Source organism: Bradyrhizobium murdochi (assembly GCF_000472965.1).
GTDB lineage: Bacteria > Pseudomonadota > Alphaproteobacteria > Rhizobiales > Xanthobacteraceae > Bradyrhizobium > Bradyrhizobium murdochi.
Map to the genome: position 1 here is coordinate 183,296 of NZ_AXAU01000005.1, position 14,729 is coordinate 198,024.

The 14,729-nt window shown below is 62.6% G+C and carries 12 protein-coding genes; 6 read left to right on the top strand and 6 right to left on the bottom strand.

Annotation, left to right across the window (positions count from 1 at the left end; genetic code table 11):
• Nucleotides 1–58: 58 nt before the first annotated feature.
• Together YUO_RS0115480 and YUO_RS0115485 are read left to right on the top strand one after the other, a co-directional pair.
• The gene (locus YUO_RS0115480) at nucleotides 59–1,039 is read left to right on the top strand and encodes a Bug family tripartite tricarboxylate transporter substrate binding protein (RefSeq protein WP_028348089.1); all 981 of its coding nucleotides are present in this window, start codon (nucleotides 59–61) and stop codon (nucleotides 1,037–1,039) included.
• 88 nt (nucleotides 1,040–1,127) lie between these two features.
• Nucleotides 1,128–2,315 carry a hypothetical protein gene (locus tag YUO_RS0115485; protein ID WP_028348090.1) on the top strand — a complete coding sequence of 396 codons (1,188 nt, stop codon included), beginning with the start codon at nucleotides 1,128–1,130 and terminating at the stop codon, nucleotides 2,313–2,315.
• Between the two features lie 53 nt (nucleotides 2,316–2,368).
• On the opposite strand, the gene YUO_RS0115490 is transcribed toward YUO_RS0115485, so the two are convergent.
• Nucleotides 2,369–2,674, bottom strand: a complete 306-nt coding sequence (locus tag YUO_RS0115490; RefSeq protein WP_028348091.1) for a hypothetical protein — start codon at nucleotides 2,672–2,674, stop codon at nucleotides 2,369–2,371.
• 199 nt (nucleotides 2,675–2,873) lie between these two features.
• Between YUO_RS0115490 and YUO_RS0115495 the strand changes: the two genes are divergently transcribed.
• Nucleotides 2,874–3,353: a hypothetical protein gene (locus YUO_RS0115495; protein ID WP_028348092.1), complete on the top strand. Its 480-nt coding sequence runs from the start codon at nucleotides 2,874–2,876 to the stop codon at nucleotides 3,351–3,353.
• Nucleotides 3,354–3,360: 7 nt separating this feature from the next.
• Here YUO_RS0115495 and YUO_RS0115500 read toward each other — a convergent pair whose 3' ends face one another.
• From YUO_RS0115500 to YUO_RS0115510, 3 genes are all read right to left on the bottom strand, one after another.
• The gene (locus YUO_RS0115500) at nucleotides 3,361–4,578 is read right to left on the bottom strand and encodes an EAL domain-containing response regulator (protein ID WP_028348093.1); all 1,218 of its coding nucleotides are present in this window, start codon (nucleotides 4,576–4,578) and stop codon (nucleotides 3,361–3,363) included.
• Between the two features lie 422 nt (nucleotides 4,579–5,000).
• Complete coding sequence (locus YUO_RS0115505; RefSeq protein ID WP_028348094.1) at nucleotides 5,001–5,960, bottom strand: TAXI family TRAP transporter solute-binding subunit; 960 nt, start codon at nucleotides 5,958–5,960, stop codon at nucleotides 5,001–5,003.
• Nucleotides 5,961–5,985: 25 nt separating this feature from the next.
• A complete protein-coding gene (locus YUO_RS0115510) occupies nucleotides 5,986–8,013 on the bottom strand; it encodes a TRAP transporter permease (RefSeq protein ID WP_028348095.1) in 2,028 nt (675 codons plus the stop codon).
• A 242-nt stretch (nucleotides 8,014–8,255) separates the two neighbouring features.
• Here YUO_RS0115510 and YUO_RS0115515 point away from each other — a divergent pair, with 242 nt between their 5' ends.
• The gene (locus tag YUO_RS0115515; protein WP_028348096.1) at nucleotides 8,256–9,059 is read left to right on the top strand and encodes an SDR family NAD(P)-dependent oxidoreductase; all 804 of its coding nucleotides are present in this window, start codon (nucleotides 8,256–8,258) and stop codon (nucleotides 9,057–9,059) included.
• A gap of 31 nt (nucleotides 9,060–9,090) precedes the next feature.
• On the opposite strand, the gene YUO_RS0115520 is transcribed toward YUO_RS0115515, so the two are convergent.
• Nucleotides 9,091–10,644, bottom strand: coding sequence for a cation:proton antiporter (locus tag YUO_RS0115520; RefSeq protein WP_028348097.1), 1,554 nt, complete (start codon nucleotides 10,642–10,644; stop codon nucleotides 9,091–9,093).
• 125 nt (nucleotides 10,645–10,769) lie between these two features.
• Nucleotides 10,770–11,540 (bottom strand): hypothetical protein, encoded by a 771-nt coding sequence (locus YUO_RS0115525; protein ID WP_028348098.1) that lies wholly within the window; start codon nucleotides 11,538–11,540, stop codon nucleotides 10,770–10,772.
• 215 nt (nucleotides 11,541–11,755) lie between these two features.
• Between YUO_RS0115525 and YUO_RS0115530 the strand changes: the two genes are divergently transcribed.
• Both YUO_RS0115530 and YUO_RS0115535 read left to right on the top strand, forming a co-directional pair.
• Nucleotides 11,756–12,520, top strand: coding sequence for a tetratricopeptide repeat protein (locus YUO_RS0115530; RefSeq protein WP_028348099.1), 765 nt, complete (start codon nucleotides 11,756–11,758; stop codon nucleotides 12,518–12,520).
• A gap of 164 nt (nucleotides 12,521–12,684) precedes the next feature.
• Nucleotides 12,685–14,595: a propionyl-CoA synthetase gene (locus YUO_RS0115535; RefSeq protein ID WP_028348100.1), complete on the top strand. Its 1,911-nt coding sequence runs from the start codon at nucleotides 12,685–12,687 to the stop codon at nucleotides 14,593–14,595.
• The last annotated feature ends 134 nt before the right edge of the window (nucleotides 14,596–14,729 follow it).

The window sequence follows — 14,729 nt, forward strand, 5'->3', positions numbered from 1 at the left end:
TGGTTTCGGAGACGATAGCTGCGTCAAAAAGAAGAACATATCCGGGAGTTGGCTCACTATGTCCATCGGGAGAAAGTGGTTTTGCCTTGCAGCCGCCATGCTCGGCTTGGGCGCAGCAACAGAGGTTTCGCACGCTCAAACCTATCCCGCCCGCGCCATCACGCTGGTCATTCCGTTCGCGCCCGGCGGCAGCACCTCGATCGTCGGCCGCGCCATTGCCGACAAAATGAGCGAGATGCTCGGCGAGAAGGTGGTGGTCGACAACCGTCCCGGCGCTGGCGGCACGGTCGGCACCAAGGCGGTCGCGAAAAGCGATCCCGATGGCTACACGCTGCTCCTGGGTTACACCGGCACGCTCGCGATCGGCCCCTCGCTCTACAAGAATCCCGGCTACGATCCGCGCAAGGATTTTGCGCCGATCGGCATGATCGGCAACGCACCGAATTCGCTGGTGGTGCATCCATCATTCCCGCCCAAGACCGTCGCCGAGTTGATTGCCTACGCGAAGGCCAATCCCGACAAGGTCAATTTCGGCTCGGCCGGCGCCGGCACCGCCAGCCACATCACCGGCGAATATTTCGCCCGCGCCGCCGGCATCAGGCTGGTGCATATCCCCTACAAGGGCACCGGCCCGGCGTTGACCGATCTCCTCGGAGGCCACATCCCGATGGCGTTTGCGCCGATCCCGGCCTCGCACGCCAATGTCTCCGCCGGCAAATTGCGCGCACTTGCGGTCACCAGCACCACGCGATCGAGCCTGTTGCCCGACGTGCCGACGCTGATGGAGGCGGGGCTAGCCGGCTTCGACGCTTCGCTCTACTACGGCCTCGTCGCGCCCGCCGGCACGCCGCGGCCGATCGTCGACCAGCTCAACAAGGCGCTGCGCGACGCGCTCGCCTCCAACGAGGTGAAGAAGCAGTTGGGCAATGACGGCACCGAAATCACCCCGGGCGCGCCAGAAGACTATGCGGCCTTCATCGACAAGGACGAGAGGAAGTGGTCGCAGCTAGTGAAGGCCAGCGGCGTCGAGCAGGAGTGACTTTCTCCCTTCTCCCCTTGTGGGAGAAGGCAAAAGAGTCGCTCCCTTTCGGGGCTGACATCGCGGCGGCGCTTGCTACAACCGTGCCATGCGCCTGCCATTGATTCGCATGGGTTCCGGATTAGCTGCGCTCGCGCTGCTCGCGAGTGCGCCGCCTGCCGTGGCGACGGAGCTGCTCCCTCCCTCAACCGCCGACGCCATGGCGCAAGCCGCCTCGCCGCAGGCGATGGCCGAATACCGTCGCAAGCTGAAAGAGTATCAGGAAGCCCGCGCCGCGTTCGAAGAGGAGGCAGGCGCCTATTGGACCTCAATCTCCGAGAAGCGAAAGGGCCGTAACGCCAAGCGCCGGGAACGCCAGGCCATCACGCTCAACGATTACGTGCTGACGCAGCCGCCGGTCTACACCGGTCCGAAGCGCCCGGTCAGTCCGGAAGAAGAAAAGCCGCCGCGCGAGCGCAAGCCGCTGCCGGTGGTCGCTGATTTTCTTAAAGCGGCCGCCGAGCATTTCCAGTTCACGCCGCAACGGCCGGCAACCGAGGTCGAGTTCAAGCGCGCCTATGCCCGCTACGCGTTGGCCGCGGGATTAACGCGCGAGCAGGCGGTGCGGGTCTACTCGTTCGAGACCGGCGGTAGCGGCAATTACGACATGCAGTCGGGGCTGAACCCTTCGAAACCGGGCTCGCGCGCGATCTCGACCGCGATCGGCTACAATCAGTTGCTCACCACCAACAGCGTCGAGCTTTTGGCCGAACAGGGCCACGAAATCATCAAGGAACTGACGGCAAGGGCCGCGACGCTGTCGGGCGCGCCGCGCAAGGCGATGGACCACAAGCTTGCCGTCTTGAAACGGATGGTGGCGTTTACGCGCACCGTACCGGATACCTGGTCCGAGCATGAGAAGCTCGCCAATACCCCGCAAGGCTGGGCTGTGCACGCTATGGTGCTCGATATCGACGTCGGGCCGATGTTGCAGACCCACAAGCTGCTGACATCGGTCCATTTCGCGCGCGCCAAGGGCTACAATCGTCCGCTGACGGCGGCAGAGCTCGAAATGATGAATCTGACCGGCGACGGCACCGGCCTCGACATGGTCACCATGCCGCAGGCGATACGCGAGCAGGTGCCGACCTCGAATTTTTTCCAGCGCGGCGGCTACGAGCGTAACCCGGTCGCAATCCGCCATAACACGGTGGCGAAACTATTGGCAATTACCGACGAGCGGATGGATTTCAACTCCAGCAAGCCCGGCGCAAAGGAGTTGGCGGGAGCGTTTTAGCTTTACCCTCCCTTGGATGGAGGGGGAGGGTAAGTAGCGCGAGCGCTCGCGCGTCACTCCGATCCGAACATGAACTTGCCGTCGCTTTCCAGATAGGGGCCTGAGCGCATGTAGAGCTGCCCGTTCTGGCCAAGGAAGAACAACGTGCCCCTCGGCACTTTCTTGGCGCCCTTCAATAGCAAGCCGGCATTATTGGTGCCCAGCTTGTAGGCTAGCGTCTTGCCGTCCCTGCCGTAGGCGTAACCCATGTCCGACTTCAATTCCCATGGAGTCGGTGCCGCGCCTTGCGCAAATGCCGATGTCGCCAGCCCCGTCAGCGCAGCCGCCATCACAACTGATTTTGTCGAAACGCTCGTCATCGTCATCCTCCCAGCGGCCTTAAGCGGCTTCTGTCCCACGTTTTGAACAAATCACGAACGGCATTGCGCCGTCAATTGCCACCTTCGACGCATCACACGGCCCTTGAGACTTTGTGATTTCCCGCGTCTGACTTCGCGACTATGTTCGCCATTCCGGCTACAAGCATGCATTGCGAAAAACGTCATAGGGATGGTTATGATGAACCACGTCATGAAGATCGGTCTTGGTGTTGCGCTATCGTTCATGACGCCGGCTCAAGCCGCCGAGGCTGACAATTTCAAGCTGTCCAACAACCAGCGGATCGCCTGCAGTCGGGGATTGAGCGCGGGTAAGCTCAACACCTCGACCTGCAAATCCTATGCTTACGTGTTCAACAGCAAGACGTCAGAGTATTTCCGCTGCCAGGTCTCGATGGCGCTGACGCGGGACAACAAGGAAGTCATCAACGTGCAGGCCGACGGCGGCTGCACCAAGAAGCCCCGCATCTTCGATACCGACGCGAACTATTCGTTCGATGCCACCGAGACCGAGCCGCCGAACACCAATTCGTTCTTCGGTCCCGGTGGCTATGCGGTGTGGGCCAGCGACAACAGTAATCTGAGGGTGCGCGGCTGCATCATCATCTCGTCCGGTCTCGGCTCCGACATCGCGAAATGCATCGACATGAAGTTCGAGTGAGCTTCGCTCAGGGAGCATTCTCGGGGTCGGCTGCAAGCTGAGGGCGTGACCGCGCGAATTTGCGCACGCCGACGGGCTTGCCGAACAGATAGCCCTGAATCAGATCGAACCCCATGTCGTGCGCGGCAAGGTAGTCGGCGCGCGTCTCGATGCCCTGGGCGACGGCGCGAGCGCCGTTGTCTCGGGCCAGTTCGACGATGCGTCGGCATACCGTCTGCTTCAGCCGATCGTCGGCGCAGCCCTTGACGTATTGCTGGTCGACTTTCAGTTCGACGAACGGGAAGCTCCGAAGCTCCAGCAGCGACGGCCATTCCGCGCCGACATTGTCGATGGCGATCGCGATATTGTGCAGGCGCAGCCGTCTTGCGGTGTCCACTGCGAGATCCGGATGGTCGACCACCTCGCTGCTGTTGATTTCGATCAAAAGTCCGCCGAACGCCGGGTGGGCGGGCATGGCGCGGCACAGATCGCGCACTGCCGCTGCGTCGTCGAAGAACGATATTGGCAGGTTGATCGAGAGGTCGACTGGACCCTGGCTCTCCAGCAGATAGCGCCAGTCCTCGATCGCGCGGCCGATCACGAATTCGGAAAGCTTGCAAAAATGCGGATCCTTGTCGTCGGGAATGAAGTAGGCCGGCGGGACGACGCCCCAGGCCGGATGCCGCATGCGGACCAGCGCCTCCGCTCCGCTGGGGACCAGCGTGCGGGTGTTGATCTTCTGCTGATACCACAATTCGAGCCAGCCAGCCTTCAACGCCTCGGCGACGTCGACGGCCGGGCTTGGCGCCGGCTCGGCAGGCAGCAGCGTCGCGAGGCTGGCGCGCAGGCTGGCTGCGCCGAATGGCGTGGGCAGGGAGGGCAGCATGGCAATGCCGTATTCTTCGCCAATCTGCCTGACCGCCTTAACCATGATCGTGTCGGGTTGACCGATCACGAGAACCTTGCCGCCGAAATCTTTCCGGACGATTGCCTCGAGAATTTCGCCGACATTGATCCCGTCGGCGCACACGCTGAGCACGATCAGGTCCGGCTGCTCCGCCTGCAGGATGCCTGCCAAATCGCCGGCCTGGCCGCATTCGCAGGTCACGAACCCGAGATCCTCGAGAGCGTCGGAAAGAAACAATCGCAGGTGCCTTTTGCTGTCGACGACGCACGCTCTGGGCGTCAGCTTCCGATGCCCAAAGTGCGCCGCGCGCGAATACTCGACTAAGTTGATTTGCTCCATGCCACCCTCCCGCTAGCTACCCCAACGCCAGTGGTACATCGGCGTTGCGGTCGCAATCATGGAATTTTGCGGCAGGTCACATGATTACTTCGGTAGGGTTAAAGCAGCCGACAAGAATAAAATTTTAGGGAAGCTGTTGCCGCGACGCAGCCAACCAGCGCTCCGGGCACTCGAGGGGGTCATTTCGTCGGCTTCAATGCGCTGATGCCCAGCTTGGGCAACATTTGATCAGCCTCGCGTGTTAACGCCTGTGGTTGCTCGCCGGCGCCGCGATGTTCGTGGCTCAGCGGACGTCGTCTGAACGCTCGCTCGCAGGCGCAGCAATGCCGAAATGCTCACGACCCTGGCCAAAAGAATGACCGCGGTCCTCGTCAGACCGCGGTCACTGATGATGCAAGCCGAACTAGCTTGAGCACGCTGCCTTAGCCGCCGATGCCCTTCTCCTTGAAGTACTTCAACGCGCCAGGATGGAATGGGATCGGCGAGCGGTCCTGCACCTGGTTGTCGAGCGAAAAACTCTCGGCTTCCTTGTGCACGGCAACAATGTCGGCCTTCTTCTCCACCAGCGTCTTGACGATGGTGTAGGCGTCCTCATTGCTCATCTTGTCGCCGGTGACGATCAGATTCCAGACTTCCGTGATGGAGTTGTCCTTGTCGTAGCCGGGATAGGAGCCCGCCTTGATCTTTCCGGGAGAATAGAGCTTACCGTATTTGGCATTCATCTTCTCGGCCAGATCGCCATGGTCGATCAGCTTCATCTTCAGGCCGGGCGTCGCCGCGAGATCAGTGACCGCAGCGGTCGGAATGCCGCCGACCCAGAAGAAGGCGTCGATCTTGCGGTCCTTGACCGCATTGACGGATTCGGCGACGCCGAGCCGCTCGCGCTTCATGTCCTTGTCCTTGTCGAGGCCGGCCGCCTCGATGACGCGAAATGCCATCACTTCGGTGGCGCTGCCGGGCGAACCGGTCGAAACGCGCTTGCCCTTGAGGTCTGCCATGGTCTGGATGCCGGTGCCTTCCACGGTCACCACATGCATGCGGTTCGGGTAGACCACGAGCAGCGCCTGCAGCGGCACCTTGCCGCTCTTGAACTTGTCCTGCCCTTGCAAAGCATCGAGCGCGGCATCGGCCATGGTGAAGGCAAGCTCGCTCTTCCCGGCGCCGATCAGCTTGAGATTGTCGACCGAGCCGCCGGTGACCTCGGCGGTGGCCTGCACGTTGGGCAGGTTCTTCGAGAGCACGTTGGCAACCGCGCCGCCGAGCGGATAGTAGACGCCGCCGGTGCCGCCGGTGCCGATCGACATGGTTTTCTGTTGCGCGTGGGCCGCGCCGGCAAAGGCGAGCCCCAGAGCCATCGCCAGCATCGCTGTGGTCTTTTTCATTTTTGTCTCCTCAATTGCTTCTTCTCTATGTTGTGACCGCAGGCCGCTCCGGCGACCGCGTTCTGGCCTGCCACAGCAATACGCCGAAACCGATGATCAGGCCCGGCACATAGGTGTAGCTGATATCACGTCCGGTGATCCATTCGACCATTGCCTCAATCAGGCTTGGGAACACCAGCAGCAATCCCGATAGCAGAAGCAGGCCGCGCTCGACCGCTGTATTTTGTCGCAGCGCCCAGTTCTGGGCAAACGCAGCCAGCGCCAGCAGCCCCAAGCTCGTCTTGATCGCGATTTCGAGAATGTCGACCCACGATCCGCCCTTGGGGATCGACATCAAGAGGCCGCCGCCCTGGGGATCGAGCACGAAGACGAACGGCACCAGGAACGCCGGTAGCGTGTATTTCCAGGATTGCAGCGTGGTCTTGTAGGGATCGCCGCCGGTGATGGCGGCCGCGGCGAACGGCGACAGCGCCGTCGGCGGCGAGACCTCCGACAGGACGGCATAGTAGAAGATGAACATATGCGCGGCGTAGTCAGGCACGCCGAGCTTGACCAGCGCGGGCGCGGCGATGACCGCGCAGATGATGTAGGACGCCGTCACCGGCACGGCGAGGCCGATAATCCAGACGATCAGCGCGGTGTAGATCGCGGTCAGCAACAGGCTGCCGCCGGCATAGGCGATGACGATCGACGAGAATTTGAGGCCGAGACCGGTCAGCGTCACGATGCCGACGACGATGCCGGCGCAGGCGCAGGTGGTCGCGGCATTGAGCGCGCCGATCGAGCCGTCGGCCAGCGCCTTCACCAGCTTGCTCGGCACCAGCGCGGTCTCCCGGCGCAGGAAGCTCAGCGCGAAGGTGACGAGGATGGCGTAGAACACCGATAGCGACGGCGAGTAGCCGATGACCATGAAAAAGACGACGGCGAGCAGCGAGATGAAGTGGAAGCCGTACCGCCTGGTCATTTGGCCGAGCGACATCTCGGGCGTGAAGGTCACGTTCTTGGCGTGGAATTTCTTGGCGTCCAGCTCGACCATGAACAAGAGCGACATGTAGTAAAGACAGGTCGGGATGGTCGCCATCCAGATGACGTCGAGATAGCTGATCTTGAGAAACTCGGCGATCAGGAACGCGGCGGCGCCGAGCACAGGCGGCGACAGGATCGCGCCCAGCCCGCCGGCGGCGAGCAATCCGCCCGCGGCGTTCCTCTCGAAGCCCGCCTTCGCCATCATCGGATAGGCCACCGTGCCGATCATCACGGTCGTGGCGACGCCCGATCCGGAGGGGCCGCCGAGCAGGAATGACGACAACACCACGGTACGGCCGGCGCTGTTCGGCTTGCCGCCCATCAAGGCCAGCGAGAAATCGATGAAGAATTTGCCGGCACCGGAATGCTGCAGGAATGCGCCGTAGATCGTGAACAGGATGATCAGCGTCGCCGACACGTCGACTGCGACGCCGAAAATGCCTTCCAGTGTGATAAAGAGGTGACCGACCAGGCGGTCCAGGTCGTAGCCGCGATGGGTCCAGGGCGCCGGCAAATAGGGGCCGAGCATCGCATAGGCGATGAACAGGATCGACACCACGGGCATGATTGCGCCGGTGGTGCGCCGCGTCGCCTCCAGCAGCATCACGATGAAAACGATGCCGACGATCACGTCCCAGCGATCGGGCGTGGTGGCGCGGTCGGTAAAATCCTCGCCACCCCACAGCGCGTAGATGACGGTCGCCACCGCGACGATCCCGGGAACGATGTCCCACCAGCGCACACGGTTGCGAAACCGCGTCGCCAGCGGAAACAGCAGGAAGCTCAAGATCAAGGTGAAGGCGACGTGGGTGTAGCGAAGCTCCTGGGTCGGAACGATGGCATAGGCCGCATAGAGGTGAAACAAGCTCATGACCACGGCAATCGTGGTCGAAATCCTTCCCGCCCACCCCATCAGGCGGTTGGTCGCGCCTTCTTCCGCCTCGATGTAGGCTTCCGCCTTGTGCAACGCTTCGTCCGAAACGGTGACGACCTCGTCATTGGGCGGCGTTGTCTTGTCTACGGCCATGCTTCCCCCGGGGACCGGTTAACTTTCCGGCCCGATTGCGGCGGGCCTCCTTCGCGGGCCGCATTCAGTCCGTTTTGGGTGGCGGTGGCAAGGGGCTTTTCGGCCTATGTCCAAGTCGCTGCTTTAGCTTTTCGGACAGGTTGACCCAGGGCCGCCGTCCGTCCAATTTCCCGCCCCAAAATTCGGATGCGCCGCGTTCGTGCGCGCTGCAATGCAACGACAACCCAAAGGAGAAGAAGTCGATGGAACGGCTCAAGGGCAAGGTGGCAATGGTGGTGGGCGCGGGATCGATCGGTCCCGGCTGGGGCAATGGCAAGGCGACCGCCGTCACTTTCGCGCGCGAGGGCGCCAGCGTGTTCTGCGTCGATCGCAATGCGGTTGCCGCAAAAGAAACCGTCAGCATCATCACGGGCGAGGGTGGCAAGGCGACCGCCTTCACCGCCGACGTCTCGCGTGAGACCGAGGTCGAGGCGATGGTGGCGGCGTGCCTGAAGGCCTATGGCCGCATCGACGTGCTCGACAACAATGTCGGCATCGCCGAAATGGGCAGCGTCGTCGAAGTGAACGAGGCAAGTTGGGACCACGTTTTCGCGGTCAATCTCAAGAGCGCCTATTTTGCCATGAAGCACGTCATTCCCGTGATGCAGAAGCAGGGCGGCGGCTCGGTCATCAACATCTCGTCGATCGCCTCGATCCGCCATCTCGGCATCTCCTACGTCACCTATGGCGCCTCGAAGGCGGCGATGAACCAGATGACGCGCACCACCGCCGTGCAATTCGCGAAAGACCATGTTCGCGTGAACTGCATCCTGCCGGGCTTGATGAAGACTCCGATGGTCGAGCATTCGGCCGGCCTTGCTGCAAGCTATTCGGCCGGCGACGTCGAAGCGATGTGGCGGGCGCGCGATGCGCAGGTGCCGATGGGGCACATGGGCGACGCCTGGGACGTTGCCAATGCGGCGCTATTTCTCGCTTCCGACGAATCCCGTTACGTCACCGGGATCGAGCTCGTGGTCGATGGCGGGATCACCGTGAAGTCGAGCTGACAGCGCTTCGGCGCTTACGTGAACGGCAGGATCATGATGGCGTTGTTGAGCCCCGCGCGCTCAATTCGGCCCAGTCCAGTTCCTCTTCGAGCTGATGAAATGCATCGTCGCCGATTTCCTCGGATTCCCTCAAATTGAGGATGGACTGCCGCGCAGCGTGGATCGCGCGGCGGCGCAGCGGGTCGGCCGGCAATTCGCCGCTGGCAAGGCCGCCATCGTCGCCGGCGCCGAGCAACAGCGCGCGGTATTCAAGCCGGAGCAACTCGGCTGCCTCGGATGGGTCGCCGTCGATTTCATCTAGCGCCGCCCGATAGGCTGCTGCCCGCGCGCGTGCGACTTCCGATGCCACCGGGTTCTCATCCCGCAACCGTAGCGCCGTGATCAGCGGCCGTAGTGTCAGGCCCTGAATCACAAGCGATCCCAGCACCGCCGTGAACGCCGTCAGCAGCATCAGATCGCGATAGGGAAAGTTTTCGGGCAGCGCGAATGCTGCCGCCAGCGTAACGATGCCGCGCATGCCGCACCAGGAGACGACTATGCCGCCCCGAACGGTGGGCGCGGTCATTGGCCGTTTCGAGCGGAAGCCGCGACGCGCGACCACGAGCCGCAGCGCCGCGCCGTACGACATCACCCAGGCGATGCGCGTCAGGATTACGATACCGAGCACGGCGGCGGCGACCAGACAATACTGCAACCGCACGGCATCATCGAGCCGTTCCCAAATCGGCCGCAACTGCAACCCGATCAGCACGAATGCCAGCACATTGAGGACAAAGACGGCGGTTTCCCACACCGCATAGGTGGGCACGCGCAGCCGCGCCGGCATTCGCGCCGGTGAGGTGCGCGCGAGCGTGATCGCATAGGCGACGATGGTGAGGATCCCGGACAGGCCGATATGCTCGGCGACGATCCATACCGTGAAGGTGCCGGCGAATTGCGTGATGATCGCGCTCGGTGCTTCCGTGATCCGCTGCGTCAACGGCATCCAAAGCCGAGCACACAGATAGCCAGCCAGCAGGCTTCCAACCAATGCGAATGCGATCGAGGGGGCGTGCTCACTCCATCTGAAATGATGGACCATCGCTACGCTAACGGCGACGCGATAGACCAACAGCGCGCTGGCGTCATTGAGCAGGCTCTCGCCTTCGAGGATCTTGAGCAGACGGTAGGGCAGGTTGACCTGACGCAGGATTGCCGTCGCCGCAGCAGCATCGGGCGGTGCGACGATGGCGCCAAGCGCGACCGCTGCGGCCCAGGGCATGTCGGGCAGAAGCCAGTGCACCAACACCGCGACCGACGCAGTGGTGAGGCCGACGGCAACGAGGACGAGCGTGGAGACCGGCAGCCAGTTGTTACGGAGGTCGCGCAGCGAGGTGTCGAAAGCCGCATCCAGCAACACCGGCGCCACGAACAGCGCCAGCGCCAGATCCGGCTCCAGTGTCCATTGCGGCCCCGAAGGCACGAATGCCAGGAGCATGCCGCCGAGCGCAAGAAATGTCGGGTAGGGTACCTTGAGCCGCCGCGCCAGCGCGGACAGCAGCACCGCGCCAAGCAGCAGCCCGATGATCCATTCAAATGCTTGCAATTCGGGATTCCCTGCCGGCCGAGATCAATGTCGCCATCAATCTAGCACCAAAACCGGCAGGTTTTCCCGGCTGAAGCTTGTCCTTGTTCGGAAGATCAGCTCAGCCTGGCAAGTTGTACTCGAAGCTACTGCGCCATCGCCAATATGCCGCCAGCAAAGGAATGCCACAGCGGCGTGACACTGATCGGCCAGTTCAGGAGTTTTACAGCGACTAGCGCAATGCCGCCGTAGACATAGACCGGATGCGGCCGGCCGCGCGTGCGCCAGTCGAAAATGATGGCGGCCACCAGCAGGAGATAGGCGACGAAGGCCGGCGGGATGGTCACGGGGACCGGCGGCGGGCCGAGTGACCCGGGAGGCGCCAGGAAAGTGAGAAACCAACGCGCGACCGCGGCGTCCAGGAGCGAAATGCTGGCCAGCAGCATCAGCCGCTTATGGGTTTCCGGCCGCCGGATGGCGGCAATCGCCAGCGTGAACACCACGGCAAAGAACAGAATTCCGCTGAGCGGGACGATCGCGAACGCGATTCCTTGGTCAGTCATTCCCGCCGCAGCGGAGCGCTTCATCGCGTTGACCGCGACCAGGAAGCCGAAAATTGTCATTGCGGTCGCCAGCGAGACGCCGATCATGCCGATGGCGCGGTGCCGGGCGACTTTGCCGGATGCGGCAAGCCAGCTCTGGAATGCAAAGTAAAGCGACCAGGCGAAAAACAGCAGGCCGTGAAAGTGCACGACGGGCGAGGCCGAGAACGATCGCTTCGCCATTGGCAGCCAGTAGGTCGGCGCGAAGCCGAGAAAGGCGACGGCCATGCAGGCTAGCGCCATGTAGAAGTAAAAGTAGCCGGTTTGGGATTGCGCGATGGCGCGCGACAGATTGAAGTCGGTCAGTGTGGTCATGGTTGTTGAGTCCGCGAGAACTGCAAAAGGTTCACAGCAGATTTTCTCACGGATCGTATTCTTCCGTCTGTGAAGAGGATTACGTTTCCCGCAGGGTCACGTTTCGGCCAAAATCCGTTCTCGTGCGAACAGGAAATTTGCAGGCAGCTTGTCGAAAACGCAGGTCGCTTGCTAGGATCGCGTAGCAATCGATAGTGCTTTTTCCGGATCAATTGATGCGAGGCAATCCCGATATCCGCAACCTGGTCGCGGCCTCTCTGCTGTGCATGGCGTTTGCGCATGATGCGTCGGCGACCGGGACCGAGCTGGCAAAGGATTTGCGGATCGATCCTGCGTCCTGTCTTGGCGCTGGCCTTGCGCATGATCACGACAGGACGGTGCATCTCTGCAGTGCGCTGATCGACAACGCAAAGACCGAAAAGGCCGACCGCATCAAGGCGCTGATTGCGCGTGCGACCGCCTATGAGCGCAAGGACATGATCGACCGTGCCATCGCCGATTATGATGGCGTGTTGCGGCTCGATTCTTCGCATGCCGATGTTCACAACGCGCGCGGCGAACTCTGGCGCAAGAAAGGTGATCTGCCCAAGGCGGTGGCCGATTTTGCCGCGGCAATCAAGCTGAACCCGGATCACGTCGTCGCAAGAGCCAACCACCGGGCGCTGGCGCAGGTGGCGGAGCGGCAGGGCGCGCTGAAGGCGGTCGCCGGCAAACCGAGCTTCAACTGTGCCACTGCCCGTCGGAAGGTGGAAAAGGCGATCTGCGACAATCCAGAACTCGCCGATCTCGATCGCGAGGTTCAAGCGGCCTATGTCAGGGCGGCCGCTGGAAAGATGACCCCACAGCAGGCACGCACGCTGCGGCGAGAACAGCAGGAGTATATCTCCCGGCGCAATGCGGAATACGGCCGGCCCGACTACGATCTGAAAAAGGCCATGCGCGACCGCCTGCAAAAGATTAATGGAATCGTCGGCTACTAGGTCGTTTGGCGGTCGAGCTATTCTTGGCTTGATCTGACGCGGCTTCCCGTGACAATGCGTTCAAGAAAACTGGCCTGCATTAGATCCCGGTCAGGGCAGGGCGCCTCGCGCCCGCCCATGTCTGGGGCCTGCGGAGCCAAGAATGCTTCGACCGGGAGTGCGCCATGAACACCCAGGACAACAGCCGTTACCACGAGGTCCATGCCCGCTCGTTGGCGGACCCGGAGGCATTTTGGGCCGAGGCCGCGCGCGAGATCGACTGGATCGAGCCGGCCAAGAAAATCTTCGACCCCTCGATGGGCGCGTATGGTAGCTGGTTCGCCGGAGGCGTGGTCAACACCTGCTACAACGCGCTCGACCGCCATGTCGCGGGCGGACGCGCCGACCAGGTCGCGCTGATCCACGATTCGCCGCTCACCAACACCATTTCGAAATTCACCTATGCCGAGATGCTGAAGGAGGTGCAGACGCTCGCCGCGGTGATGGCCGATTTCGGTGTCGCCAAGGGCGACCGCGTGATCATCTATATGCCGCTGGTTCCGGAAGCGGTGTTTGCGATGCTGGCCTGCGCGCGGATCGGCGCGGTGCACAGTGTAGTGTTCGGCGGCTTTGCCGCCAAAGAGCTCGCAACGCGAATCGATGACGCCAAGCCGAAACTGATCTTTTCGGCGAGCTGCGGGATCGAGCCCGGCCGCATCGTGCAATACAAGCCGCTGCTCGACGAGGCGATCAAACTCTCCAGTGTCAAACCGCAGGCCTGCGTCATCCTGCAGCGGCCGCAGCATCTTTGCGAACTCACGGCCGGCCGCGATCACGACTGGGCGGCGCTCCGCCGCGCGGCGCTCGACGCCGGCAAGGCCGCGCCGTGCACGCCGGTGCTCGCGACCGATCCGCTGTATATTCTCTACACGTCAGGCACCACGGGAATTCCGAAGGGCGTCGTGCGCGACAATGGCGGGCATCTGGTCGCGCTGAAATGGTCGATGTTCAATCTCTACGGCGTCAAGCCGGGCGAGGTCTGGTGGTGCGGCTCCGACATCGGCTGGGTCGTCGGCCACAGCTACATCGTCTACGGCCCGCTGATCCATGGCGCCACCTCGATCATGTACGAGGGCAAGCCAATCGGCACGCCCGACGCCGGCGCGTTCTGGCGCGTCATTTCCGAGCACAAGGCGGTCGCCCTATTCACCGCGCCGACCGCGTTCCGCGCCATCCGCAAGGAAGACCCGGACGGCGCCTTCATCCGCAAATACGATCTGTCGAAATTCCGCACGCTGTTTCTGGCCGGCGAGCGCGCCGATCCGCCGACGGTGGAATGGGCGGAAGCGCAGTTGAAGGTGCCGGTCATCGATCATTGGTGGCAGACCGAGACCGGCTGGTGCATCGCCGGCAATCCGGTGGGCCTTGGCATGTTGCCGGTCAAGCACGGCTCGCCGACCGTGCCGATGCCGGGCTATCAGGTCGACGTGGTCGACGAGGCCTCCAAGCCGGTCGCTGCGGGTACCATGGGTTCGATCGTGATCAAGCTGCCGATGCCGCCCGGCTGCCTGCCGACGCTGTGGCAGCAGGACGAGCGCTTCAGGGAAGCCTACCTCACCGAATTCCCCGGCTACTACAAGACCTCGGATGCCGGCTACAAGGACGAGGACGGCTATGTGTGGGTGATGGGTCGTACCGACGACATCATCAATGTCGCTGGCCACCGCCTTTCCACCGGCGGTATGGAGGAAATTCTGGCCTCTCACGATGATGTCGCCGAATGCGCCGTGCTCGGCATCAAGGACGCGATCAAGGGCGAGGTACCTTGCGGCTTCCTGGTGCTGAAGGCCGGCGTGACGCGAGCTCCGGCCGAGATCGAAAAGGAGATCGTGGCGCTGGTGCGCGAAAAACTTGGTCCCGTCGCAGCCTTCAAGCTGGCGATCACGGTGGGGCGCCTGCCGAAGACGCGCTCGGGAAAAATCCTGCGCGGCACCATCAAGAAGATCGCCGACGGCGAAAGCTGGACCATGCCGGCCACCATCGAGGACCCCAAAGTGCTCGACGAAATCGGCGACGCGCTGAAGGGCAGGGTGTGAGTGAACTCACCGTCGTTCCGGGGCGATGCGAAGCATCGAACCCGGAACCTCGAGATTCCGGGTCTGGTCCTTCGGACCATCCCGGAATGACGGTTCCTCGGGCTTGACCCGGGCATCCATCATCGTCAAAGCAG

Excerpts from the sequence above, each read along its gene's own strand:
- YUO_RS0115480 (WP_028348089.1), top strand. The coding sequence starts at position 59 with ATGTCCATCGGGAGAAAGTGGTTTTGCCTTGCAGCCGCCATGCTCGGC.
- YUO_RS0115485 (WP_028348090.1), top strand. The coding sequence starts at position 1,128 with ATGCGCCTGCCATTGATTCGCATGGGTTCCGGATTAGCTGCGCTCGCG.
- YUO_RS0115490 (WP_028348091.1), bottom strand. The coding sequence starts at position 2,674 with ATGACGAGCGTTTCGACAAAATCAGTTGTGATGGCGGCTGCGCTGACG.
- YUO_RS0115495 (WP_028348092.1), top strand. The coding sequence starts at position 2,874 with ATGAACCACGTCATGAAGATCGGTCTTGGTGTTGCGCTATCGTTCATG.
- YUO_RS0115500 (WP_028348093.1), bottom strand. The coding sequence starts at position 4,578 with ATGGAGCAAATCAACTTAGTCGAGTATTCGCGCGCGGCGCACTTTGGG.
- YUO_RS0115505 (WP_028348094.1), bottom strand. The coding sequence starts at position 5,960 with ATGAAAAAGACCACAGCGATGCTGGCGATGGCTCTGGGGCTCGCCTTT.
- YUO_RS0115510 (WP_028348095.1), bottom strand. The coding sequence starts at position 8,013 with ATGGCCGTAGACAAGACAACGCCGCCCAATGACGAGGTCGTCACCGTT.
- YUO_RS0115515 (WP_028348096.1), top strand. The coding sequence starts at position 8,256 with ATGGAACGGCTCAAGGGCAAGGTGGCAATGGTGGTGGGCGCGGGATCG.
- YUO_RS0115525 (WP_028348098.1), bottom strand. The coding sequence starts at position 11,540 with ATGACCACACTGACCGACTTCAATCTGTCGCGCGCCATCGCGCAATCC.
- YUO_RS0115530 (WP_028348099.1), top strand. The coding sequence starts at position 11,756 with ATGCGAGGCAATCCCGATATCCGCAACCTGGTCGCGGCCTCTCTGCTG.
- YUO_RS0115535 (WP_028348100.1), top strand. The coding sequence starts at position 12,685 with ATGAACACCCAGGACAACAGCCGTTACCACGAGGTCCATGCCCGCTCG.